Here is a 25503-nt window from a genome sequence, read left to right as displayed (position 1 = left end):
TGCGCATACCGTTAGGTACGCATATTAGTTCAATTGTTGAATATTCTGATAATTATCACTACTGCTTACCCAGCCATCCAGCCCAGATTCAAGTAATATTCTGTTAGCTTCATCCCTGGTTGAGAATATACGACTGACCAAGCAATATAAAGTTGTCCCCTGAGCAGATTTTTTCCTTGCAGAATATAACAAACCCAACAACTGTTCTTGTTTAGTGAATTCAGACTGTTCAAGTTCAGTGCGTGACGCATACAGTTGAATAACCCAACCTACCCTTAGTCTTTGCTCAACTTCATTGGCTATATTATTCTTTTCTTCTACCGCTTCTTTGCGCACAAAATAGGGCTGTTCTGCAGGTATGTTTTTTTCAGCAAAATTCAGACCACTTTCGCGAGAAACAAACGAACCATATACCAGACGATAAAGACTATCTGACTGATTTTCAGCTATTTTAAAATCTGATGACTTTAATTTCCCAGCACTCAACAAACGCTGAATAATCTGCTCAGCATATTTCCTGTCTTGATATGCGCCAATCTGAATAACAAATGAAGTGCTGGTAGTGGCAAGATTAGAAATGTCAGCCTGTGCTCTACTTTCGATTGCAGTATCTTGTTGTTGTATACCTGTAACCGACAATGTCGGTAGCTTGCCCTGGTTTATGACGGGCTGATTCAGATAGGGATATTGCTCAGGTACAGAAAGTCGATTCTCACGTTGTCTATTTTGCTCGTCATCAGTTTTTCGTTCAGCTTGTTCATCATTATTTTGAATTGTCGATTCCTGAGTTAACGAGTGCTTGGCTTTAACCTTGTTCTTTGTAGGTAAAGTAAAATAATTACGACGTTCAGCAATATCCTCATCCCAAATAACCGGTTCAGAGTTGTCGGCACTCAATACGTAATTGGCTATTTCTTCAGCTGCCTTTCCTCCGCTTTCATTAGTTCTTCTCAGCACAAATTCGGGCAATTCAGCGTAACCACCATTTCCTCCTGTTGAAATTTTGTATCCAATAATGTCTCCAGTGTAGCCTTTATTCTGCAGCGCAGCAGTCGCCACCCTGACTTGGTATCTGCCAGGTACAAGTCTTAAAAACTCGTAATAACCATCACGATCGGATTCCACTTCATTGATCAATTGGCCATCGGAATCAAATAACTGAACAGCGATATTTTGCAATCCGACTTCCTGAGAGTTTCCTTGCCTCAAGACAAAACCAGCGAGATCGGTAGAAAGTACGAATGGCATATTCACATCGACATAAGCTCCGGGGTGAGTATAGACCACATAGTCATTATTTATAGTGTTGCTGCCTGTTTTCCAGTGGGCACCAAACCTAAACGGAATATCCGGATAGACACCGGGCAGAATAGTTCGGCCACTCTCGCCACTACTAATATTTTGCCATTGCCTGTTACCACTAAAAGTCACACCAGAAAGTTCATAATCTAGTGGGTCAGGAACTCCGTTAAGTTGACGGTCCAGATAGGTGTGTACGTCAAGTGACGCCGTAGTTGATGGCAACTGTTGATTAAAAAGGAAACGGTTATTGCGATAATCATAACCGATAAAAAATTGTAGACCTAGCTGAACACTCCAGTTATCACGTTCATCATAAGTGGTTGATATATTTAGCTGAAATTCGTCAGCCTGCCATGCTGCACGATGACTAACACGCCAACTTGAACCATTTTCATCTGCAAGCGGTTGATAATTTAAGGTAAAATAATGATATCCCTGCCAATAATCCTGAAGTCGTTTTTGTACAATAATGGATGAAGACTTTAATATAGGATCACTAGCTTCAGGATCGTAATCTATTTTTCCGCTTACCCTGAAATCATAAGGTAAGTTACCACTCAGACCTAATGAACCAATAATGCCCGTATTAGTGGTATCTGCAAGGTTAAATAATGTGCTCTCATAATAAGTTAGTGAATGGCTTAACCTTAGCTGATTGATGCTACCGGACAAGCGGTTACTAACACGCAATTCTTTGCTGTTATCATCTTTTTGATATTCGGCGTTCACGTCAAAGTTAAAATAACTATAGGGTTTAAAATACGCTGCCTTATAACGTTGGCTTTTGCCGGACGCTCGAATTTTATTACTTTGAAAATTATCCGCTGTTTCAAGTTCCAAAGCGAAACGATCACGTTCAAACAATCCGCCCTTTACCGAGGTGATCTGAGCATAATTTCCATCATTATCAAGTGCGACATCATTCTCTAACAACACTCCCGGCAACGTCAGGGCATTCTTCAAATTGTAAAAGTACTGATTATCTTCAACCGCTGCGTAGCCAAAACCAACTTGCCAGTTATCACTGACGCCGTAATCAAACGTTGCTCCATAATCCGTAATGCCATAATCAGCATCGTTGTCGTCATTAATCAGTCTATGGTTGTTATCAAGTCCATATAATGAATGCGCAAATTCACCTTTACTCAGCGCATTCCGGGTCAAATCTATATTCTTTGAAATGACTTCCTCTTCCCCGTAAGGACCATAAAGTTTAATCTGATAAATATTATTTCCATAAGTGACATCAATATCCTCAAATGTTAATAATCCGTTTGAAGGCACAGTAGTGGCGCCAAGAAAAATATTGTTGTGAAATAATTCTGCCTCCCATCCAGGCGGTGCCACTTCTTGTATAGTAATGGCCTGATTACTCTGTCGAAAACCGATCGGGCGTCGCCCAAACATGAGGCCGATACCAGAACTGGTAGAGGTGCTAACACTATTTGTAACGCTACTGATGTCACCAACCTGATAGTTGTCATATAGACCAAGAATATGATCATCCGGGGCTGTTTTGTAACGGCTCATGGTAAAGCGGGCCCCTAGATCATTTTCATTAGTGTCGCTTAGCGTCAAACTGGCAGAATGGTAAAGAAAGTCTGAAGTTAACTGCAAAGAAGAATTCAAACCCGAATCAGAAGAACTTTTCTCAGCGGCCACATTAACTCGGCCGTGCGGCAACGTAAATAACCGATACTGGTCTGCGATAGTTATAGGGATAATAGGCTGTTGTTGCTGACTTCTTCGCTGAACGGTCTTATCCAGTAAACGTTGTTGCTCCTGGAGGCTAATTTTCTGTAACGGAAATAATGTCGATTTTTCTGGGGTGATTATACGCAATCGGAGTTGGCGAGCAGAATATTCCATTTTAGCCGGATATAGTTTTTGAAACAGGGAAAAATCGATAAACAGATAAAAGTCATCCGAACCCCATCGATATTCCGACAACGACTCACTTTGTCCCACAGAGACAGAATTCGCATTTTCATCCAATTCAAACTCATTCGCTTTTTCATCCTGCCATATTATGAGTTTTTCATTGTCAATAACGTAACGAACTTTAAGCGCATCAAACAGGGGATCTGCTGCCAGCATCAGCTTTCCATCTACGACATAGGCATCGATAGAGCTGGCTATAGTAGTATTGTTTAATACAATATCCAGTAAAATAAAATCGTCTTCGCTAATTTCAACTTTTGCCAGTTTTTGTGCCGACAGTGCAGGTGCACAAAAAAGCGTTAAAGAAAAAATAACGAACCGAAAAAGATTATTCTTCACCCCTGTTGCAACGCCTTATAATTATAATTATCCACACAACAATCCAGCTATACCATACAACAAATAAAGTGCGAACTAGTTCTGCGTTAAATCCTGCTGATAGGTAATTGTACCACCATAATCTTGATCTTCAGTAAAGCGTAGCGCTAACTCCTGCAACGACCTCCCCCGTAAACTAAAATCGTAAGCTGACTTGTTAGTTTCAGTATAGACCGACACGTTTTTTTTATAGTTTATGACTTCACCGGTTTGCTTGTTCACTAACTCAAGTGTGCCATACACTGAACGATTACCCTGTCGGTTAATAGTGAAACTGAGTTTCTCGTTGTTAACACTGATATCACCAAAACTGACTGTTGCTTCAAGTTTACCGGTGCGAACAATAACAGGCACATTTTGTACCAATCTTGGTTTTACCGATAACTTAACTGTTTTAGATGACGAGCTGGTAGAAGTACTCTGCGGTTTATCCTTCTCATCGCAGAATATGCGCAGATACGAACGATACTCAGCTGGCTCGCTATTAGCTTGGCGTCTTATTGTAAAACGAACTGTTTGTGGTGCCCTGGCTTCGACAACGAAATTTCTAGGTGAATAACGTATCCAGGGTTCGGCAGAATTAGCCGGTAATTGATCCCCCTGATGGGGTGTCATGTTACCTACCGCATCAAAATCGTTATGCACCAAATCCAGCTGACACTCTTCTGTTACTGCCGATTTGTTAAACATCATAAATGACGCTGTTCTGCTATCATAATCCACATAAATACGATAAGTAGATAAGCTGATAGCGCTTGCGCTCAGGGGCAGCATAAAAACCAATGCCATCAGGAAGTGTTTAATGTTCAGGGATTTAATCAATCTCATTCTTGTCACTTATTACCTCTATATAAAAAAGCCATTATAACCAAACAGTTATAATGGCTTGATAGTAAAACGAATAAACCCGAAGTCAACTCAATTAGTAGGTAACTGAAATATCAAAAGGCACAGTATAAGGAGTTGCAGCAGTTAATCCGATTGTTGTTGCAACAGTTCCGCCCAGGGCAATACGAGCCTTGCCTTCTTCAGGTTGTCCTTCAGTGGCACTAACCGTTTCATCAGTCGCATTAGCCAGATTAATAGTCGCCGAACCTGCGGTAAATGTTGTACAGGCATCGTTGTCTACACCACCGTCATAATCACCTACACAACCATCAGGAGTAAAAGTAATTCCTGACGCTGTACCAGCGGTAAGAGTTACAGTAACCTCAGCGCCTGAAGCACCATCAATCTCATAAATACCGATAGTTCCCGCCACACCAGCACAAGATGCAGCAGCAGGAGTGGCACCAACAGAGGCTCCAGCAGTTGAAGGCAACGCAGTGGCCAGTTTCATTTTAGTGTCACCCACCCAAACTGAAGCACCATCCGCGGTATCAGGAGGTGTCATAGTACAAGTTGCGGTATTAGTTAGATACAAACCGTTAATTACTAGCTCTTCTCCAACAACTTGAGAAACAGTAACGTCTTTAATGGTTTTAAAGCTACCGGTTATAGTCTCATCTATAGCAAAAACACTTGTACAGATGGGTAACAATGCCGCACCGACAACAAGCTTTTTTAAAGTAATTTTCATGTTAATCTCCAAATCTTTTCAACAATATTAGCTATCTTGAATTGTCTTAATAGACGACATTAACAAGAAAAGTGGCATCGTAATCTGTATCAGATGTCAGCCCTGTCGCACCAATATCGATAACTCCCCCTACCGTGAAATGGGTTTCACCGCTGATAGCATCTCCATCATCAACACCGTCAGCAATCGTAGCAGTCACCTGATTTCCTGCAGCTAATGCAGTACACAAATCGCCACCTGATGCGCCATCATGATCAACAACACAACCATCTGGGGTATAAGTAAAGTCCCCACCCGCCTGAGCTTCACTATTTAAAGTAATTTTAATATCCAGACCGGCAACACCTGTGATGCTATAAACACCCGGAGTACCAACAGACACGCCATCACCGACACAGCCATCACCATTCAGTAAGCCATAATCTGTCGCAGTTAAGCCTCCATCAGCAAATACAACTGCGTCTTCAGGTGTGGAAGCATCCATTGCACAACTGGTATTAGCATCAGTGATAATATACTCACCAAAATCTAATGCCGTAACGGTATCGATTTCAACATCTGAGATGGTATTAACGGTAATATTGAAAGTATCTGCTGAGGTACTAAAACCACAGGATGCCCCCAACAGTAAGGCTCCAACTTGTAAAGCCAGTTTTGTTTTGTTTGGTTGCATAACAACACTCCTAGTTTTATCAAAAGATATGAAGCAGAGAACACCGACGCGGCAGAGGTTTGCCATACAACATAAACTCAATCGATATTAAGCTGCTAAACGTTTTATCGGCCCAAGTGACTGAAATTTAATTTTTTTTTCGTTTTAACCTTAAAAAATGCTTTATTTATATAACTTTTATTAGCAAAGGTTTAAAACCACAATTAAAACTTGCCATTTTGTGATGATATAACGTGTTTACTTAAGACAAACACACAGCCCTATATAAATGGGGTATGTTTAGCCTCTCAAAAATCAATCTAACACAAGTTTAGTAACATAATGTAGTATTTTATTGCATTTGATGTATGCAAAAAGCAACATTTGCAACATAACTGTGCGTCTGTGTTATTAACTATCTGAAAATATTTATAAATTTATTGTAATTATATATTTACATATTTAGCTGAGATGCTTTATTGACAAGGGGTAAAGTGACATGGGCTATCTATGGCGCGTATTAGACATAATCTTTGATCGTTTATCTCTCTGGATAATGCCTGTAATTTGCTTTTTCCCTAAAAAAACGTTCTAAACTGCCTAAATAGCATAAATTCGGAATATTCTGAAAAGAATGGACACGTATTCTCCCAGCAGCTCTAGGTAAAAACAGATCTCTTGAGACAATAAAAAACGCGCCGATTGGCGCGTTTTAGTAGGTTATTTAGCTAGCAATTATTATGCATATACCGGGAACTGTTTACACAAAACCAGGACTTCAGATTTAACCCGCTCAATCACAGACTGGTCACCCATATTATCCAGCACATCAGCGATCCAGTTGGCGACCTGTTTGGCCTGCTCTTCTTTAAAGCCACGGCGAGTAATGGCCGGAGAACCGATACGCAATCCGCTGGTGACAAAAGGCGAACGTGGATCGTTTGGTACCGAGTTCTTGTTCACTGTGATATTGGCATTTCCCAGCGCAGCGTCAGCATCTTTGCCGGTAATATCTTTGGATATTAAATCAAGCAAGAACAAGTGGTTATCAGTACCACCAGAAACCACGTCGTAGCCACGCTCCTGCAGCACCGACACCATGGCTTTGGCATTGGTTACAACCTGCTGCTGATAGGCTTTAAACTCAGGCTGCAAGGCTTCTTTGAAAGCAACAGCTTTGGCGGCGATAACATGACACAAGGGTCCGCCCTGACTACCAGGGAATACAGCACTGTTCAGTTTTTTGTAGATTTCTTCATCACCAATAGCAGAAATAATCAATCCACCACGAGGGCCCGCCAGGGTTTTATGGGTTGTGGTAGTCACCACATGAGCATGAGGAACAGGGTTAGGATAAACACCCGCCGCAATCAGACCGGCAACATGGGCCATATCAACAAACAAATAGGCACCAACCTTGTCAGCAATCTCGCGGAAACGCGCCCAGTCAACAATCCCGGAATAGGCCGAGAAACCGCCAATAATCATTTTTGGTTTGTGCTCTAAAGCTAATGCTTCAACTTGATCGTAATCAATCACCCCGGTTTCAGGGTGCAAACCGTATTGTACCGCGTTGTAGGTTTTACCCGAGAAATTAACATGCGAACCGTGGGTTAAGTGACCACCGTGCGCCAGACTCATGCCCAATACCGTATCGTTAGGTTGCAGCAGAGCTAAAAATACCGCGTTATTGGCCTGTGAGCCGGAATGCGGTTGTACGTTGGCATAATCTGCACCGAACAACTCCTTAGCACGCTCAATGGCTAACGCTTCAGCTACATCGACATATTCACAACCACCATAATAGCGTTTATGTGGATAGCCTTCGGCATATTTATTAGTCAGTTGCGTACCCTGAGCTTCCAGAACCCGAGGACTGGCATAGTTTTCAGACGCGATCAGTTCGATATGTTCTTCCTGACGTTGCGTTTCTTGTTCAATGGCTTGCCATAATTCCGGGTCAAAATCGGCGATATTCATGTCTCTGGATAGCATCGGGCGTCCTCGTTTAAACTGAAAGGGAGTAGTAAAATTGGCCGCTATTCTAGACAGAAACTGATTCTGATGCACCCGCTTTGGCTGACTTTCTTATGCGCTTTTTAACCTTTATAGAATATTAGGTGGCAACATAAAGCAACAAACTGGTCAGAAATCAGTTTATTTCAGGTCTTGTACCGAGTTGCGTTCCACCAGCTCAGGAATAAACAAGTGGGTATTGCTGGGCGCTTTATTGTCCGGATCGCTCAGTTCAATCGCCAGCTTGGTTGCATAACTGGCCATTTCTTCAATCGGATAATGCACGGTAGTCAAACGTGGGCGACAGGCGCGGGCAAGACTTAAGTCATCAAAGCCGATCACCGATACATCTTCAGGGACTCTGAGTCCCTTATCGAATAAGGCATGTATGGCACCGATGGCCATTAAATCGTTATAAGCTAACAATGCTGTAAATTTTTGACCTTTGTCCAGCAACGCTTTGACAGCCTGTTCGCCGCCTTCAATATTCGCCGTGCCTTCTTCTATCGCTTGCTCCGGCAACACTAATTTATGCTCCAGCAAGCATTCTTTAATCCCCTGAACCCGTGAGCCGGGATCGCGGTTTTGATAAATACTGGTCACCACAGCAAACTGCCGATGTCCTTTTTCCAGCAAATGTTCAGTGGCCTTGCGCGAGCCGGTGACGTTGTCCAGCCATACACAGCGATTGGCGATTTGTGGAATATAGCGATTTATCAGAACCAGCCCAGGTATGTCTTTGGCCAACTTAATCAGCGTTTTCTCATCAGAATATTCACTGTGCAAAATAATGGCGCGACAATTGTGATCACGTAATGACTCAATGGCATCCAGTTCAGATTTGGTTTCATACAAGGAATTGCTCATCAACAACTTGTAGTTATTTTCGCGGGCCGATTTTTCCACCCCGCAGGCCAAGCTACCAAAAAACGACATGGATAATTTGGGTGTCACCACGCCAATGGTGTTGGCCGACTTTTTAACTAATGCCTGAGCATTACTGTTGGGGCGATACCCCAGTTCAGCAATGACTTTCTTAACCCTCGCCCGGCAGGCATCCCCGACTTGTCCGCCATCATGAATAACCCGAGATACGGTTGCTGTTGAAACACCGGCAACACGCGCCACATCTTTTATGGTTGCCATCAGTTTTGATTTCCTTTTGTCGGTCGCTGTAGGGATATTTCAGCCCGTTTCATTAGTAAACGGTGGGTCTGGTTACTGCGTTGTTCATCAATTTTATAATACCGTAAAAAAATCAGCGGTAGCAGACTGAAAATCACTGTGCCGACAGACAAAATTATCCGCATCGATAAAATACTCTCGGCAGACTGTTGGTTCTGTAAATTAGCATTAAAATCAATCACATTCAGACTTAAACCGGATAATAACAAAGCACCAGCCACACTCAAATGAATAATCCAGCTATGAATAGCAGCGAACATGCCTTCGCGTCGCACACCATTATGTCGCTCGTCTTCGTCGCATAAATCGGCCAACATAGACGGAATTATTACTGTCATTGAAGTCCAGATCGCCGTACAGAAAAACGCATCAAAAATAATTAACCAGGGAGCACCGGGAGTAAACAGAAACCATTTTAACACTCCGCCAATAGCTGTGAGCCAATATAAAACAGCCATCGCGGACACTTTGCCCAACCGCGCAGATAAGCGAGTGACAAGCGGCACGGTGACAAATCCTGTCACCGCGTACGCGGTAGATAAAATCCCTTTCCAGATTGCACCCTGGGCAATATCCCCGTCAAACAGGTAATAAACCAGTAAATAATAATCCATGCTGGCAGTAAAGCCACCACCGGCAAGCTGTAGAAAACACAGTAATATTACAATCAATAACGGTTTATAGCGGATCACCGTTATTAAGCTATCCCGCAAACTGACAGCCTGTGTCACCCCCGGCACATAACGCCGTTCGCGGATAAACAGCGCCGGGATCAGCCCCATCAAACCGATAATAAATAGCCCAACCCCCCAACCGACATATTGAATACCAATAAATACACTGGCAAACAGACTCAGTTGCGCCAGTGGAAATAACCACTGATATAACACCGACCCCAGTTTGATAAAATAAGTCACGATCCCCATGGTTTCGGTACGCTGATGATATTGCTGGCTTAATTCGTAGGACAAACTGGTCATCGGCACTGTCAGTAAGGTGGTAGACAAATAAAACAAGGTTGAGAACAACACAAAATAGCCTAACTGGGCACTGGCTGACCATTGCGGCGACACCATCCAAATCATCCCGAAGGTCAGCCCGCTGAGTATCGCAGCCACAAAAATCACTGGCCGACGACGACCAAATCGGCTGCGTAAATTATCCGAGAAATGCCCCACCCAGGGCGCTGGAACATTACCGAGCAAGGCCGGGATCGTCATGGCCAGTGCCAGCAAAAACGGATCAATTCCTAAGGTCATTTGATAAAAAGGGATCGCCAAAATAGTGACGCCCTGACTGGCAAAAAACAGTGAAAAAAAGCCACAACCGAGAATCAGGCGCTGATTAAGCATGGAATAATCGGTGACATCAGATGATAAGCTTTTCGGACGCCCAAACGGCGACATGCAAAATCCTTAAAGTTAACAAGTTCAGCGCGGGTAAGTTACACCGAACTTGTCTTCTATCGCAAAAATTTAATCCTTAATCAAACTTACCTCGGCCAATTCAATACCATGCCATCCTTTATGTTGACTACCTTGATAACTTTTTGCGTCAAAAGCCAACTGCAAACCTTGCAACAAACCAAGCTCTGTTAATGGTAAATGATTAGTTGATTCGGACGGTTCAATTCTGGCTGGCATAAAAGTCGGATAAACCTGAGGCTGAATGGTATCCACGGCTTGCATTTTATTCAGCGGGATCAGTACATAATGCCAATTGGGATCAACCTTAACCACGGTGCCATACGCCAGACCATTTTTATCCAATAAAGAAATCTGCACATATTCGGCTTTGTTATAGGCTCTTACTTTAACCGCCAAGGTGTTATAACCGGTTAAATTTCTATTTTTCAATGAGTTATCCACGCTGGGCATTATGCGTACTAACGGATTAGGCAAGTCCGTTTTAATTGCATCACTGGATAGTTTAAGCGCCAATTCATCACCCTGCTGTCCACTGACGTATTCCCATTTAGAACGGGCATCTTTAGGATACAACAGATTATTAGTGTCCTGTGCCGGGTCAAACAAGGTCACCGGAGCGCCATCCGGACGTAATCCGGTTTGCCAATAGGGTTGTTTCGCCACAAAATCCCAATCCGTCGGCGTACCAGATGCCGCTCCCGGGAAAGTGGTTTTTACGCCGGTTTGGGTGACGGTAATGGCGTATTCTAGCAACCCGCCTTTTGACCAGTTCTTATCCTTGGTTAAATTCACTTCATAGCGATTACCCTGCTCCAATTGCATGGGCAAGGCAGAAAATTCACCATCTCCATGATAGCGGATCATTAATTCCACTTTATCCACCGGCGTGCTGGTGCCCACTTGGGCGCTAAAAGACAGCTTATCCGCTAGGTTAAACTGACGTCGCGGTTGATGATGTACTAGCAACTCTTCGGTTTTAATCGCGGGTAAATAGTAATGAGTATCCAGTGTTGTTACTTGCTCAGTATTGCTCAGTGGCTTGTTACTCAGTAGATAAATACCGGGACGAACCTTAAATTCGCCCTTATTCGCTTGCCGATTTTGCCTGCTAGAATCAACCGGCTGAATATAAAAGCGCGGACCTAGCTCATCCAAGTCAATTTGCATTGTTTGGTTGTTAATATATAAACGCCCTACTTCCCGATGCAAACTGGAATTTTGATGGGGATCCTCAATAGCTTGCAAGTCCGGATAGACTTCTAACTGCCATACGCCCGGTTTAACCTTATCCAGAAAGTAACTACCGCTCCCCTGATAGTCCACCATCGACGAACTGCCTACCCCGGCAATATGTTGTAGCTGCTCAATGTCTGTGGGTTTAGCTTGAGTGCTATGGGTGTAATAAAAATGCTCGGCATTATTTAGCACCGCCAAATCCTGATGATAGTCCAGTGTCACATCAGCAAACTGGTTATTGGATGGATAGCTACCGGTATCGCTATTTAACGGCAATGTGCGAAAAACCTCACCAGCAATCATCAGACTGATCGCCTTGGACGGCGTATATAGCAAATTTAAATAATGGGTATTGTAGTTGGAATTGGTCTGCGCCAATACGGCCGAATCATAGGCAAACTGGGTGGCCCATTGAAAACCGGCGGCCTTGAAGCTGCGCGCCATGGCCGGATACATTACCGATTTGGTTACATCAGCCGCATCAAACTCATACACCATTTTGGCTTTATCAGCACAACCCGGCGTATTAGCAAAGGGGTTAGTGTATTGACTTACCGCCGGTAACATATTGGTTTGCAAGGCATTATTATGCACCAAGCCAGTGGGATACCATTGATAGGCAATGCCGTCGATAGAGGTGCCGCATAAGGCTTTGGCAAACAGCTGGTTGTTGCCCTGCTCACTGATGTTATAAAACAGCGGCTTATTGATATTCTCGCCACGAATAGTGGCAATCAGCTTTTCCACATAAGCCGCACTGTCAGCCAAGTCTCCCGGATGGCGAGGCTCATTAAAAATCTCGATGGCAATAATATTCGGATCCTGTCCGTAAGTCAGACCGGTGTATGGATTTTTATGTCGAAATAGCTGCTGTAAATAATTTTGCTGGGCTTTAACCGCTTTAGGCTGCTGGTTCATCTCGGCTTTAGTATACAGCGCCGCAAACCCCGGCTCTTGCGGATCAGGCTCCGGATAGCCACTGCCCCACCAGGCAATGGGGGTAATAATCACTTTAATATCATGTTCAGCCAGCTTTTTTAGCAAATAGTCAAACAACTCAAGGTGTTGGTTTTCGAGTAAATTACCTTGCTGATCGGAGATTTCCCGATCCCACATATGGATCCGGTACGCATCCAGCCCAAGGCGGGCAAAATGATCCACATCCATATCAATAGCCGTTTTATGGTCAATACCAAGCTTGTTTAACGAGCGGTAGGCATAAGCAAAAGGAGTGGAATAATTGACCCCGAACAAGGCAACCTGTTGCCCGTTTTGCCATTGCATCACCCCATTTTTAATAGCTACATCGCCAGACGAAGCATTAGCCATTGAGCAACAAAAGGAGCTGACCAATGCTACTACAGTCATTTTGATTAATTTATGCATCCTGTTACTCCTTTTATTGTTGTTTTTTCGAGTTTGACTGTTCAAACGGCAAAGCGGCGCTGGTGAGTTTAAATTTGGCAGAGGTTGCTGTCACAGAGGCGTTAGCCAAACTATCACCAATTCTAACCAAGATAGCGGCTTTACCTTGTGCCGTCATCACCGCATCTGGATTCACAATCTGGATATCTCCTTTGCTGCTAAATTCAATTTTCTGTTGATTCAGTGGTACCAGATTACCTTTGCTATCAACAAGTTGGGCATACACAAACACTAAATCATTCACCCCGGCTTGCGCTGGGATACCACTAGTATCCATCGACAATGTTATTCCGGAAACCTGCCCTGGCGTATTAACCTGATGTTGTGCAACTTGTTTGCCGTTAATAAACGCTGTTGCTTCCAGGGTACCGGCTTTAAATTGCCCGACATTAAAAATAAAAGGTGGATGGTTAAGGTGGGTAGATAGCGCATCTTGCTGCGGTGTTTGTCGCGCGACCAACTGACCATTCAAGCGTAATTCCACTTCATCGGCATTACTAAAAACGGTTACCTGAGGAGTGGATTCTGCTGTCCATTCGCTAGCAATATATACCATCGGGCCGGAATCAAATTGTGTTGACTGAACATTTGCATCACGCTGGCTTTGATAAAAATAATAGCTGTATTTGGGTAATCGATACAGACTCATAATCCCGGAGGCTTCGATATCATCGGCATAACCGCGATTATAATCAAACATCACCCAATAACCGTCGGCAAAGGCCGGAATGGCCAGATTATCGTTATGTGCTTCCTGAATATTACGCGCTTGCTGTAATAAACGAACTTCACCATCACTGAGTAACTGGCGGCTGGTGCGTTCATTCTGTTTTAAATCACCCCAACTGTCCTGATTGAGCCCGGCATTTTGAGCGTAATATTCCCAATCACCATACTCGGAAACATTATAAGGTTGCTGCGGCGTTTCGTAATGCTTTAAACGGTGTTGACGGGCTTGCAGATATACATCAAAACCATGCTGCCAGCCAGCCGAATAACTGTGCGGATATTCCTGATGAACAGTTTGGTGTAAATCGGCAATAAAATCGTCCGGCATATCCGATTCGTTCAGTGAACATTCCCAGGCTAATACACTGGCATGGTTACGATCGCGGCGCAGCATATCGCGACAGGTTTGTAATACATGCTGACGGAATTCTGGTGCTGGCGAGTAATATTGCCAGCCGAGAATGGCATCAATCAGTACCAGACCCAGCTCATCGGCAGCCTGCATAAAGGCCGGTGAATGGGGATAATGGGACAGTCGTACATAATCAAAGCCAGCGGATTTGATTTTAACCGCATCGCGGTAGTCGGCTTGCTTTGATGTCGCATAGCCCACATGGGGATATTCCTGATGACGATTCACCCCGCGTAAAAAGGTTTTCTCACCGTTAATTAGCAACTCATGCTGCTGATTGAAAGCAAACTGGCGAATACCAATCCGGGTGTTTTGTTGTTGTAGCAGTCTGCCATTGAGGTATAACTGGGTACGTAACTGGTATAAATTCGGGCTGGACGGACTCCAAAGCCTGGGACTAGCTACCGTCAGTAATTGACTATATTGATGATCCTGGCCTGCGGCCAGCCTTAGCTCACCACTACTGGTTTGTGCCACTATTTGCTGATCAGCCATCAGTTGTTGGCGCAGTTCAAAGGTTTTGCCTTCAACATACTGATTTTGAATATGAGTGTTAACCTGAATCTGTGACTCGGTTTTGTCTACTTTAGGAAAAGTAACAAATACGCCACCACTGGCGGTTTTATCTGCCAGCATTTCATCACTGATATGCAAGGGATCGCGGACAAGCAAATTAACACCACGATACAAACCACCGTAGGTATTAAAATCCAGTATTTTTAGCGGTTTTGGTCCGGTTACCGGGTTATCCCGATTATCCAGCCTGACCAATAACTTGTTTTCACCCGCTTTCACACTGTCACTGATATCCAGCGTAAAGGGTAAATATCCGCCTTGATGCAGTCCTACTTTTTGTCCGTTTAGCCAAATATCGGCTCGGTTCATCGCCGCTTCAAAACGCAGCCACAATTTTTTACCTTGCAAATCGGGCTGAATAGAAAGCGTTTTTTTATACCAGGCAACGCCTTGCCACTGATCGTTGACCACTTTAGGTTCAATTTGTGGGGTATGCGGCAACCGCACGTTTTGCCAATGCTGCTGTTCCAGTTCGGCTAGCCCGGTTTGGGGATGGGTTTTACTAAATTGCCAGTCTCGGTTTAAATTAATTTCCGTTGCCGACGGCTGGAGCTGTTGGGCTATTTTTTCGGTGCTATCGACCTGACAGCCGCCTAACAGGCTGATTAAGATTAAACCTATAGCGCTAATAAATGATTGTTTAAGCACCTTTGTTCCTTACTGCTATTTCTATCGATGCCTTGTAGTATCAATAGATGGTGATAATCGGGTAAAACAAAATAACGACCGGCAACAGCCGGTCGATGGATTAATCAACTTAGATTAATTACATGGAGTACTGGAAACCAATCAGGAAGCGGCGTCCCCATTCCACGTTGTAGGCAGGTTTAGTCTTGTCATTATCCCAATAGTTTACTGACGCTGCGTTAGTCAGATTTTGTCCTTGCAAGGTCAATTTCAGGTGTTCATTCACCTGATAACCGATACTGGCATCCACTGTAGTTTCGGCTTCATTCAAATTAACCTGGGAAGGTAGCCAGCTATTAATACCGGTAAACTCACTGCGATAGTTATAGGATACACGCGCATCATAACCGTCTTTGTCATACCACAAGGTCAAGCTACCGATATGCTTGGACAATCCACCTAAATTATAAGGATTCTCTACTGGTTTAAATTCCATCACCTCACTATCGGTATAAGAATAATTGGCAAAAATACCCATGCCATCAAAAGGTGCAGGTAGTTCGGTAAAGGCTTGTTGATAAAGTACCTCTACCCCTTTAATCACCCCGCCGTCACCGTTTACCGTGCCAGTAAAGGCATAATCAACCCCATCAAAGGTCACAGTGCCAGCATCTAAGCCAATATGCGACTGTAAATCTTTGTAAAACAGATTAATGGTAGCGGCCGAGTTTTCGCCCCAGAAATACTCATAACCAATATCCATCTGATTGGCCACATAGGGATCAAGGGTTGGGTTACCGCCATTGGCTGTCGGCGGCTGCGCGGTGCTGTCCAGTGAGAAACCGGTACGCATTTCCAATAAAGGCGGGCGTGACATGGTGCGTGCCAAGGCAAAGCGGATCTGTGAATCATCACTGATATTAAACAGCAGGTTTAATGAAGGTAGCCATTCATCATAATCGTGATGCACTTCTGTCGGGGTGGGACCAGGCTGGTACCAGACACCATCCTCGCCTTCTACCCATACCGCGGATTGTTCATGACCGCTGGATACCACTTCGGTTTTGGCGTAACGCAAACCCAGATTACCGGAATAAGGAATACCGCCCAAATCGCCGGATAGATTCAACTGCACATAAAAAGCAGTATTGGATTCCTGCAATTTCCACGAGGCCAGATCGTTTTTGCTATTGCTCGGATCATCATGATCAACTACGCCACCAAAGGCGACCTCGGCCACTTTACCCCAGTCTTTAAAGGTATAAATATCCGGTACATTGTAGCCGCCGCCAATGGAATAGCTCATCCCATAATCGCTAAGGCCGTGATCCTGTTTGGCCGAGCGGCTCCAGTCATTGACCTGATCGTTTTCTTTAGTGCGGTCGGTATAGCGACCACCAAACAGCAATGACTCAAACACACCCCATTCGATATCCCGCTGGAAATCCAGATTAATATTGGCCATTTCATCGGTTAAGACTTTATCGCCCTGCCCTTCCATTACCGAAGGCGTAAATTCCTGACCGGTAATTTCCCAAGTTCCCGGGGAAGTTTCTTCCCACACGTCGGCGACTGCGCCTAAAGCATATTGCTCGGGGCTGCTGATATCACCGCTATGGACAATAATTTCAGCCGCGTCTTTATTTTGAATATCAAAACCTAAATCATAATCGCCACCCACATAGGTCGGATTGATCGTGACCCAGACCGATTCAATACTAGCTTTGGAGTAACCCACATCCGCAGTGACTTTCCACACATCACCCACATATTCGGTGTTAATACCGGTACTGAGCATTTCATTAGTCTGGAACCAGGTAGGGACATAGTTAGTTAAGCCATTATTAAACTGGCTACCGGCAACAATCTGCTCGGAACCATCGGGTCTGGCAATAATGGTTGGCGTTACGCTGGAGGCATCATAGGCGGCTGCGCCCCATCCTCGTGGGCCACTATCCCCGTCGGCCCAGTTACCCAGATCACCTGGCCCCATTTGGTCATCCCGTTCTTTGATATCAAACTGGGAATAAAATAAATCGCCCTTAACACGTAAATTGTCAGACGGCTTCCATTCAACAATCGCTAATCCACCCGTACGTTCGTTATTGCCTCTTTTACTTTTTGCCATCACACCCCAAGGTGCATGCTCAACGATGCCGTTTTCGTTCAGATCACCACGGTTATCACCATTGTTGTAATCCCAGGACTGCACGCCCCGCTCCAGTGAAGGTTGATCCTGATAGGTCAATCCCAATGCGATGCCTAATGTAGCGGACAATTGGTCAATGTAGCTGATGCTACCCTTGTAGCCATTACCATCGGTATCGGGTAAATCATCACCCAACTCATTGTGCATAAAGTTACCGTTGATATTGATAATGCGTTTGTCTTTGGACAGAGGGCTGACAAAATTCATATTAACCAGACCGGAAATACCGCCTTCGGCTTTACTGGCGACCGGACTTTTATACACTTCAACCGAATCAATCAATTCAGCCGGGAACTGTTCGAAGCGCACATCTCGACTGGGCTCGGCAGAGACTATCTCACGATTATTCATGGTGGCCACATTCAAGCGCGGCCCCATACCGCGAATCGAAATACGGCTGGCGTTACCGCGATCCCGCGAAGCGGCAATACCGGGTAAGCGCACCAGTGAGTCGGTAATACTGACATCAGGCAAGTTACCCAAATCATCGGAGGAAACGATTTCCACCACTGAATCGGCAAAACGCTTTTGGCGCAGCGCTTCCCCTAATGAAGCACCGAATCCACGTACTTCAATTTTTTCAAACTGATCCGCCGATTTATCTTTTTTATCCTCGTCAGTGGTCATTTCCTGAGCCGATGCAATCTGCATCATTTGTGCAACGGAAAGTGCCAGCAGCGTGTATTTGAATTGAGCTTTCATGTTGTTAACCCTTTTTCTGTCTAATTATGTTGCGACGGTCAGCAAGATTGGATGACTCTGTCGTATTAACAATCACAGCCCAGTGAAAGCCTGAAGATCAGTACAAGGCTGATTATTGAATAACATATTTATAACATGCAAGGTAAACGTTTACCATAAATTAATCAAAACAAAACAAAACATGAACCTAACTATATGTTTTTAATAAAAATATAAACAATTAAAAAGGTTAAACGATTGCGTTAACTTGTTGTTATAGTCAGATGTCAGCCAAGGTGTCTGTCGTTGCTGGCCAGCCTATATTCAGCTAGCAGACCAATAGAATAACTGTTTGAAAATTAACATTTTTAGGATTAATCTAAACCCAGCTGCTAACCACAAGTGTTAACTGCCGTTTTTGTTTTTAAATCGCGGTTCACAGTGATAATAATAACCAATGGCTAAATACAGTGACGTCTGATATCCCGATACAGGAACAACACAAGCATATCCTGACCATTGTGATTGAGGATTATTTTCAGGTTGGTTCCTTTCGCAACTTGATCCCCAACCATTACTGGAGTCGCTTCGAGAGCCGTTTAACCCAGAATGTCGAGTTAGCATTACAACTACTGGAAGACAGTCACGCCACTGCTACCTTTTTTGTCAGTGGCTGGATAGCGGATCGACATCCAGAGTTATTGCAGCGTATTGTGCAACATGGCCACGAAATTGCCTGCCTGGGTTACTATCACAATAACCTTGATGAATTGAGCGCAGAAGATTTTGTTGGTGATGCACAACGCTCCAAGCAAGCAGTTGAAAATGCTATTGGTCAACAGGTTCAGGGATTTAGAATGGCGCGCGGTTGGCTAAAAGCCAAAGACCTGTGGTTACTGGATGAGTTGGCGAAAATGGGATTTTACTACGATTCCAGTATTGCACGAGTTGGATTCCATTTTGGGGATCAGCCACAGCGCAGCATTGTCCATCAACAGAACACCCCTCACGGCAGTATTTATGAAGTCCCGGCATCATCTGCCAGTTTGATGCGCTGGTCAGTTCCCATTTCCGGCGGTAACTACTGGCGACAATTTCCGGCCAGGTTATTCCAGTGGCAAATCCGAAGGTGGTTAAAACAACACCCTCACCATCCCATGGTGTTGTATTTTCATCTGTGGGAGCTGGATCCTCAACAACCCAGGATTTCGGCTGCGCCACCTATTCAAAAAATGCGTCACTATCGCAACCTGGAAACCATGCGGTGGAAAATCCAGTACTATCTGGATCGCTACCGCTTTGAATCCATCCGCGACAACCTCAGTTTGCCCGAGCCAAAAACAATTGCTGTTAACAACAAAACTCAAGCAACTGTCACTCCACTCCCCCAAGTCAGCGTGGGTCAACGTCTTCCATTGACACTGGTGATCCCCTGTTTTAATGAAGCGCAAAGCCTGCCCTATTTAAAAAATACCCTGCAACGCTTTGCCAAAAAATCCCGTCAACAATTTGCACTGCAAACTATTTTTATCGATGACGGCAGTGCCGATGCCACCTGGTCGATACTGCAACAGGATTACGCTGACGATCCGAATGTAACGCTGCTTCAGCATAAAAAAAACCAGGGCATCGCCGCAGCATTGATTACCGGTTTTAGTCAGGTTAATACCGAATTGCTGGCGGTACTGGATGCCGACTGCACCTTTTCCCCCGAGCAGTTACTGGATATGTTGCCTTTACTCAAAGATGAAGTAGATATTGTGGTAGCCTCACCGGCACATAAACAGGGCATGATGCAGAATGTCCCCTGGTGGCGGATGTCACTATCACTGGGTTCGGCGCTGCTGTATCGCAGCGTGTTACATCATAAGCTGACAAGTTACACCAGTTGTTTTCGTTTATACCGCACTCGCACTATCCGTGATTTACAGATCCACAACAGCGGCTTTTGTGGCGTTACCGAAATCCTGGGCAAGCTGGATTTAGCCGGATATAACATCGTTGAGTACCCTGCCCGGCTGGAAGTACGCTTACTGGGTGAGTCCAAAATTAATGTGATGGTGACCAGCTGGCAGCATATCAAACTGGTGATGCGGTTGGCTGCAGCCCGTTGGCTGAATATCCCGATGCCGGTGAGTTTATCGGTAACAAGGCCGCACAATGACATCCGCCAGTAAATCCACCGCCCCTTTACACATCGGTATTGTCGGTGGCGGCATGTTGGGACTGACACTGGCCTACCGCCTCAGCCAATATAATGTCAAAGTCACCATACTGGAAGCGGCAGAAAAAGCCGGTGGCCTGGCTTCCACCTGGCAGGTAGGCGAGCTGGAGTGGGAACGCTACTATCACGTAACCATGTTATCCGATCAAAACTTGCGCGCGTTATTACAAGAGCTGGATTTGGAACAGGATATTCACTGGCAAGTTACCCGTACCCATTTTTATACCGGAAAAGCCATGTATCCGCTCAACAATGTGGTGGATTACCTGAGTTTACCGGTATTAAATTTGCTGGATAAATGTCGACTGGCGCTGAATATTTTATACGGCTCGCGAATAGAAGATGGCAGTGAACTGGAGAAAGTCACTGCCCGTCAATGGCTAAGCAAAATCTCCGGCAAAAACACCTATCAAAAATTATGGCGGCCATTGCTACGGGCAAAATTGGGCGATAACGCCGATAAAGCCTCTGCTGCTTTTATCTGGTCGGTGATCCGGCGTTTTTACGCGGCGCGGCGCGGTGGCTTAAAAACCGAAATGTTCGGTTATGTGCCCGGTGGCTATCAGCGGGTTATTGATGCATTGACTCAAAAACTGCAATCGCGTCAGGTGCGGATAATCACCTCTGCCAAAGTGGAGTCTATCCTAGCCACATCCGACCATTTAACCGTGCAATGTGGTGAAAAACACGACCAATTTGACCAAGTCATCAATACTTGTGCCGGGGCATTAGTCAGCCAAATGTGTCCGCAATTGACGGCCAGTGAAAAACAACAGCATACGGATATTGTCTATCAGGGGATTGTCTGTGCCTCGGTGGTCCTCAACCGGCCGTTAGCCGGTGCTTACCTGACTTATATCACTGATGAATCCAGCCCTTTTACGGCGGTGATTGAAATGACGTCGTTGGTTGATCCCGCCAGTTTTAAGGGGCAGCATCTGGTCTATTTACCTAAATACGTTCCCAGCGATGATGCGGTATTTGCCCTGTCCGACCAGCAAATAGAACAGCAATTTAGCCAGGCGTTATTAGCCATGTATCCGGATTTGAAACAGTCTGATATTCAGGCCTTTAAGTTAGCCCGAACCCGCCATGTGGTGGCGCTTTCCACCTTAAATTATTCAGCCTGTCTGCCACCGGTGGAGACCTCAATTAAAGGCCTGTATGTATTAAATTCGGCGCAAATACTCAATGCCTCACTCAGTGTGGAGGAAACCGTCAAACTGGCTAATCAGGGCGCCGAACTGTTCTGCCAGCAATGGGCGTTGTCAAAATGACTTCACCCAATAAAAAGCCCGCCAGTCTGTCGCTGGATATGGACAATTTATGGTGCTATCAGCGCAGTTTCGGCTTAGCGCAGTGGCAACAATATCCAAACTTTTTACCTCTGGTGATCCCGCGTATTGTGGACTTTCTGGCATCGCGGCAATTAAACATTACCTTTTTTGCTATCGGTCAGGATGCCAGCCAAGCTGGCAATCAACCTCTGTATCAGAGTATCAGCGCCCATCATCATGAAATAGCCAACCATTCGTTCCATCACCAGATGGATTTACATCAGGCCAGCGAAGCAGAATTAGAACAGGAAATCAGTGCCGCCCAACAGGCTATCTTTCAGGCCAGTGGCCAAACGCCCACAGGATTCAGGGGGCCGGCGTTTGGGCAATCACCGGCGTTATTAAAAACCTTGTTTAAACTGGGTTTTAGTTACGATGCCTCGACTTTGCCCAATAGTGTTGGTGCACTGGCGCGCTGGTATCATCAAAAAAGCATGAAAACGGGTACCGCTAAACAGGATAAACAGCTGTATGGCAGTCTGGAACAGGCATGGCAGCCACTCAAACCCTACTATTGGCAATATCAGCAGCAACAGTTGCTGGAAATCCCGGTAACCAGTATGCCGCTACTGCGTTTACCCTTTCATGGTACCTATCTACATTATCTGGCTGATCGCTCCGAAAAACTGGCACTGGGCTATTTTAAAACCGCATTGTTATTGTGTCGATTGCGCCGTATTGAGCCTTCTTTTTTATTGCATTGCACTGATTTTATCGGCTACGACGATGGCATTGACCTGGACTATTTACCCGGTATGCGCCGCAGCTGCGCCCAAAAAATGGCTTTTATGCATCAGGTAATGGGACTGTTTCAGCAGTATTTCCGGCCGCTGTCGATGCGCGATTATATAGCTGAAATGTCAGCTATATCTGCACCGGGTAAAGAGATTAAAGGATGAATAAATCACTGACACAAAGGTATCATCACACACTCAACAACATTTTAGCCGGTGACAAACTCGCTAATCTGATTGTATTTGTACTGTTCACTGCCTTTTACCTGTTAACTATGGCGGGCAATTTAAGTGAAACAGATGATGTTTACGCCTTCGCTTACCGGACAGAGCAATTCAGCTTTAGCCATGTGTCCGACCCGCGCCTGATGCTGTTCCATATGCTGAGCAAGGTGGTTTATATCGCTATTAATGCACTGAGCGGATTGCTGGATATGACTGTTTCAGCACTATTTTCCATGCGATTGTTTTCTGCCTGTTGCGCCGCAATCAGTTTATTACTGTTATTACGTATTCTGTATCGCGATTTTAAATTATCCCCTCAAGCAGCGGTATTGGGTAGCCTGTTACTGGCATTCAGTTACGGTTTCTGGCGTTACGCCGCCGAGGCCGAAGTCTATATTGCCGCTACCGCGCTGTGTTTGTTGATATTCCATCTGATGTTAACTCCACGATGGCAATCGCTTAAATATCAGTTATTGGTTGGCGTCCTGGCGGGGCTGAGTATCCTGTTCTACCAACCTGATGCGATCCCGCTGTTGTTTGCCTTTCCGTTGTTAACCCTTGGCGGTGGTCAGATTATTGCCGTTGGTGGTTATTATTGTGCGGCAGGTTGTACCCTGCTGGCCGGTTATCTGTGGGGATTCTGGTTATTCTGGCCAGAGCCGCTGTCGCTCGACAGCTTTATCCAGTTTTTATCCCAGCGTTCGGAAGAGTTTATGGTACCGGCGATGTCATTTATGACGGTGATTGTATCGATGTTGCGCGCGCTTTTCGCGCTGAGTCACGATACTGTCTCCACCAACTGGATATTTTCATTTCATGCCGTACAACAATTTATTCATTGGTTATTTCCGCAAAATGTGATCACCGAAGAAATATTTCTGGCCAAAAGTATTGGCCCCTGGCGCTATCTGTTTGCCGTTAGCCATATTTTACTGATAGGTATTATTCTATTCTTGCTTGCTAGCCGCTTGCCAAAAGTCAGATTTTCGCAAATCAGTCGACAGGTCTGGGTGGTGGTTATCTGGGTATTGATCAATGGCGCCATTATTGGCCGCCTTAATCCCGCTGGCACTGAGGCCTGGATTATGTTGTTGGCTCCTTTAACAATACTGGTTAGTCTATGGATTATTCAGCCCTTGCTAGACACGCATAAAAAAACCTTAGTTCTACTGGTTAGTTTGTTATTCGCCCATAACTTGTTGGCTGGCATGTTACTGGTGCACAACCCGGGTGAGGAATATCACCGAATAAAAGGCAAATGGGTTATAGAGCACGCCACTGCGGATGATCTGGTTATTGTCAGTGGTGACGCCGGTTTTGCAGAGGCCTTGCGTTACCTTTCACCGGCAAAAATTTTATATATAGGTAAAAATGAGACCGGCGAGTTGCTTAGTGCATTAATGGACAATCAGCTTAACAACTTATCACTACTCAGCCGTGGGCGTGATTTTAACGGCCAATCTATCGCCGCGAATATGCAGCAGCATTGGCAACACAATGGTCGTGTGATGGTATTTGACGAATTGTTTAATAGCGGTGATCCGATGTTAAACCTGAAAATACAGCAATTTAGCCAAAAAATTCCAGCGATTTATCAGCCAGCTCAAATGTCAGCAACCTATCTGCTGCAAGCACCGGCAAAATAATGAAAACCTTTGCCCTAACCTGCCTGGGTATCGTCACCAGTTTGCTATTATTATACTTCGCCTTGCCGCCTTCGGGCGAAATTGAGCAAGTTATCCAACTAGACTGGTCTATTACCAAAATGGGCGTAGCTGCCTTGTGTTATGCGCTGTTTTTTGTGGTTAAGGCGTGGCGCTGGCGAATTATGCTCACCGAAACAACACTTGGTACGACGACCCTGCTTCCGTATATTCTAACCGGCTATGCGGGCAATATCCTGGTGCCCATGCAAATGGGAGAAGCGCTTCGAGCCGGTCTTATTCGCCAGCACCATCAATTAAGTGGCAGTCGGCTATTGAGCGGCATACTGATTGAAAAAGGGCTGGATGTGTTGTGTGTGGTGGTTATTTTATTTGTCGCGCTTGTATTTTCCCAGCAGTCAGCTCCACTGCCGCAAGAAATAGTTAGCCTTACAATGGTATTAAGTGTACTGGGTGTATTAGCAGGTTTATCGGCAATCTGGCAGGCTCGCTGGTGGGTGAGCCAATTACAACGGCTGGAACAACACTATCGCCACAACAATATCAGCCAGTTAGTCGCTAAATTAGTCCTGGCAGGCCAGCAAATGCTTGATTACCGCCAACGCTGGTCAACGATATTATTCACCAGTCTGTTGATGTGGTTACTGATTTTACTCACCCTCTACTTTTGTCTTCAGGCGGCAGGACTAGCAACCGACTGGACAATAGCTGCCTTGGTGATGTTTGCCACGACAGCCGGGCTATTTTTACCCACCAGTCCCGGCTTTATCGGTACGCTTCAGGCAGCATTTTTGTTTGTCATGTTGCCCCTGGGTTACCCCGCAGACAAGATTATTCTGGCATCCCTGCTGTATAACCTGCTTATCACCTTACCGCCATTATTTGCCGGCGCGATTGCTTATATCCAGTTAAAAAACCCGACCAAATTGCCGGGTTAACTGGCT

Annotated in this window: 15 protein-coding genes; 5 read left to right on the top strand and 10 right to left on the bottom strand. The window is 45.0% G+C overall.

The window, feature by feature from the left end; translation table 11 throughout:
* Positions 1-24: 24 nt before the first annotated feature.
* The 10 genes from V1467_RS07580 to V1467_RS07535 form a co-directional block, all read right to left on the bottom strand.
* Entirely contained in the window at positions 25-3582 is a 3558-nt protein-coding gene (locus V1467_RS07580; RefSeq protein WP_416308186.1) for an SPOR domain-containing protein, read from the bottom strand.
* A gap of 75 nt (positions 3583-3657) precedes the next feature.
* Positions 3658-4449 carry a hypothetical protein gene (locus V1467_RS07575; RefSeq protein ID WP_416308185.1) on the bottom strand — a complete coding sequence of 264 codons (792 nt, stop codon included), beginning with the start codon at positions 4447-4449 and terminating at the stop codon, positions 3658-3660.
* A gap of 94 nt (positions 4450-4543) precedes the next feature.
* Entirely contained in the window at positions 4544-5200 is a 657-nt protein-coding gene (locus V1467_RS07570) for a hypothetical protein (protein WP_416308184.1), read from the bottom strand.
* A 46-nt stretch (positions 5201-5246) separates the two neighbouring features.
* Positions 5247-5873, bottom strand: coding sequence for a hypothetical protein (locus V1467_RS07565; protein WP_416308183.1), 627 nt, complete (start codon positions 5871-5873; stop codon positions 5247-5249).
* A gap of 717 nt (positions 5874-6590) precedes the next feature.
* Positions 6591-7847, bottom strand: coding sequence for a serine hydroxymethyltransferase (gene glyA, locus V1467_RS07560; RefSeq protein WP_416308182.1), 1257 nt, complete (start codon positions 7845-7847; stop codon positions 6591-6593).
* Between the two features lie 162 nt (positions 7848-8009).
* Positions 8010-9014: a LacI family DNA-binding transcriptional regulator gene (locus V1467_RS07555; RefSeq protein ID WP_416308181.1), complete on the bottom strand. Its 1005-nt coding sequence runs from the start codon at positions 9012-9014 to the stop codon at positions 8010-8012.
* Entirely contained in the window at positions 9014-10459 is a 1446-nt protein-coding gene (locus V1467_RS07550; protein ID WP_416308180.1) for an MFS transporter, read from the bottom strand. The genes V1467_RS07555 and V1467_RS07550 overlap by 1 nt, the downstream gene beginning before the upstream one ends.
* Positions 10460-10528: 69 nt before the next feature.
* Entirely contained in the window at positions 10529-13102 is a 2574-nt protein-coding gene (locus V1467_RS07545; protein WP_416308179.1) for a hypothetical protein, read from the bottom strand.
* 13 nt (positions 13103-13115) lie between these two features.
* Positions 13116-15506 carry a glycoside hydrolase family 2 TIM barrel-domain containing protein gene (locus tag V1467_RS07540; protein WP_416308178.1) on the bottom strand — a complete coding sequence of 797 codons (2391 nt, stop codon included), beginning with the start codon at positions 15504-15506 and terminating at the stop codon, positions 13116-13118.
* A 118-nt stretch (positions 15507-15624) separates the two neighbouring features.
* A complete protein-coding gene (locus tag V1467_RS07535; RefSeq protein WP_416308177.1) occupies positions 15625-18396 on the bottom strand; it encodes a TonB-dependent receptor in 2772 nt (923 codons plus the stop codon).
* A 449-nt stretch (positions 18397-18845) separates the two neighbouring features.
* Here V1467_RS07535 and V1467_RS07530 point away from each other — a divergent pair, with 449 nt between their 5' ends.
* The 5 genes from V1467_RS07530 to V1467_RS07510 are packed head-to-tail and all read left to right on the top strand — an operon-like array spanning position 18846 to position 25497.
* A complete protein-coding gene (locus V1467_RS07530) occupies positions 18846-20552 on the top strand; it encodes a glycosyltransferase (RefSeq protein WP_416308176.1) in 1707 nt (568 codons plus the stop codon).
* Positions 20536-21876 carry an NAD(P)/FAD-dependent oxidoreductase gene (locus tag V1467_RS07525; protein ID WP_416308175.1) on the top strand — a complete coding sequence of 447 codons (1341 nt, stop codon included), beginning with the start codon at positions 20536-20538 and terminating at the stop codon, positions 21874-21876. Before V1467_RS07530 ends, V1467_RS07525 begins: the two co-directional genes overlap by 17 nt.
* Positions 21873-22835 carry a polysaccharide deacetylase family protein gene (locus tag V1467_RS07520; protein ID WP_416308174.1) on the top strand — a complete coding sequence of 321 codons (963 nt, stop codon included), beginning with the start codon at positions 21873-21875 and terminating at the stop codon, positions 22833-22835. Before V1467_RS07525 ends, V1467_RS07520 begins: the two co-directional genes overlap by 4 nt.
* Complete coding sequence (locus tag V1467_RS07515; protein ID WP_416308173.1) at positions 22832-24541, top strand: protein O-mannosyl-transferase family; 1710 nt, start codon at positions 22832-22834, stop codon at positions 24539-24541. Before V1467_RS07520 ends, V1467_RS07515 begins: the two co-directional genes overlap by 4 nt.
* A complete protein-coding gene (locus V1467_RS07510; protein ID WP_416308172.1) occupies positions 24541-25497 on the top strand; it encodes a lysylphosphatidylglycerol synthase transmembrane domain-containing protein in 957 nt (318 codons plus the stop codon). The genes V1467_RS07515 and V1467_RS07510 overlap by 1 nt, the downstream gene beginning before the upstream one ends.
* Positions 25498-25503 lie beyond the last annotated feature (6 nt).

The sequence above is a fragment of the Neptunicella plasticusilytica genome, from assembly GCF_047922965.1.
Lineage (GTDB): Bacteria > Pseudomonadota > Gammaproteobacteria > Enterobacterales > Alteromonadaceae > Neptunicella > Neptunicella plasticusilytica.
This window is presented reverse-complemented; position numbering and strand designations above follow the sequence as displayed.

Excerpts from the sequence above, each read along its gene's own strand:
- V1467_RS07575 (WP_416308185.1), bottom strand. The coding sequence starts at position 4,449 with ATGAGATTGATTAAATCCCTGAACATTAAACACTTCCTGATGGCATTG.
- V1467_RS07570 (WP_416308184.1), bottom strand. The coding sequence starts at position 5,200 with ATGAAAATTACTTTAAAAAAGCTTGTTGTCGGTGCGGCATTGTTACCC.
- V1467_RS07565 (WP_416308183.1), bottom strand. The coding sequence starts at position 5,873 with ATGCAACCAAACAAAACAAAACTGGCTTTACAAGTTGGAGCCTTACTG.
- glyA (WP_416308182.1), bottom strand. The coding sequence starts at position 7,847 with ATGCTATCCAGAGACATGAATATCGCCGATTTTGACCCGGAATTATGG.
- V1467_RS07555 (WP_416308181.1), bottom strand. The coding sequence starts at position 9,014 with ATGGCAACCATAAAAGATGTGGCGCGTGTTGCCGGTGTTTCAACAGCA.
- V1467_RS07550 (WP_416308180.1), bottom strand. The coding sequence starts at position 10,459 with ATGTCGCCGTTTGGGCGTCCGAAAAGCTTATCATCTGATGTCACCGAT.
- V1467_RS07545 (WP_416308179.1), bottom strand. The coding sequence starts at position 13,102 with ATGCATAAATTAATCAAAATGACTGTAGTAGCATTGGTCAGCTCCTTT.
- V1467_RS07535 (WP_416308177.1), bottom strand. The coding sequence starts at position 18,396 with ATGAAAGCTCAATTCAAATACACGCTGCTGGCACTTTCCGTTGCACAA.
- V1467_RS07525 (WP_416308175.1), top strand. The coding sequence starts at position 20,536 with ATGACATCCGCCAGTAAATCCACCGCCCCTTTACACATCGGTATTGTC.
- V1467_RS07520 (WP_416308174.1), top strand. The coding sequence starts at position 21,873 with ATGACTTCACCCAATAAAAAGCCCGCCAGTCTGTCGCTGGATATGGAC.
- V1467_RS07515 (WP_416308173.1), top strand. The coding sequence starts at position 22,832 with ATGAATAAATCACTGACACAAAGGTATCATCACACACTCAACAACATT.
- V1467_RS07510 (WP_416308172.1), top strand. The coding sequence starts at position 24,541 with ATGAAAACCTTTGCCCTAACCTGCCTGGGTATCGTCACCAGTTTGCTA.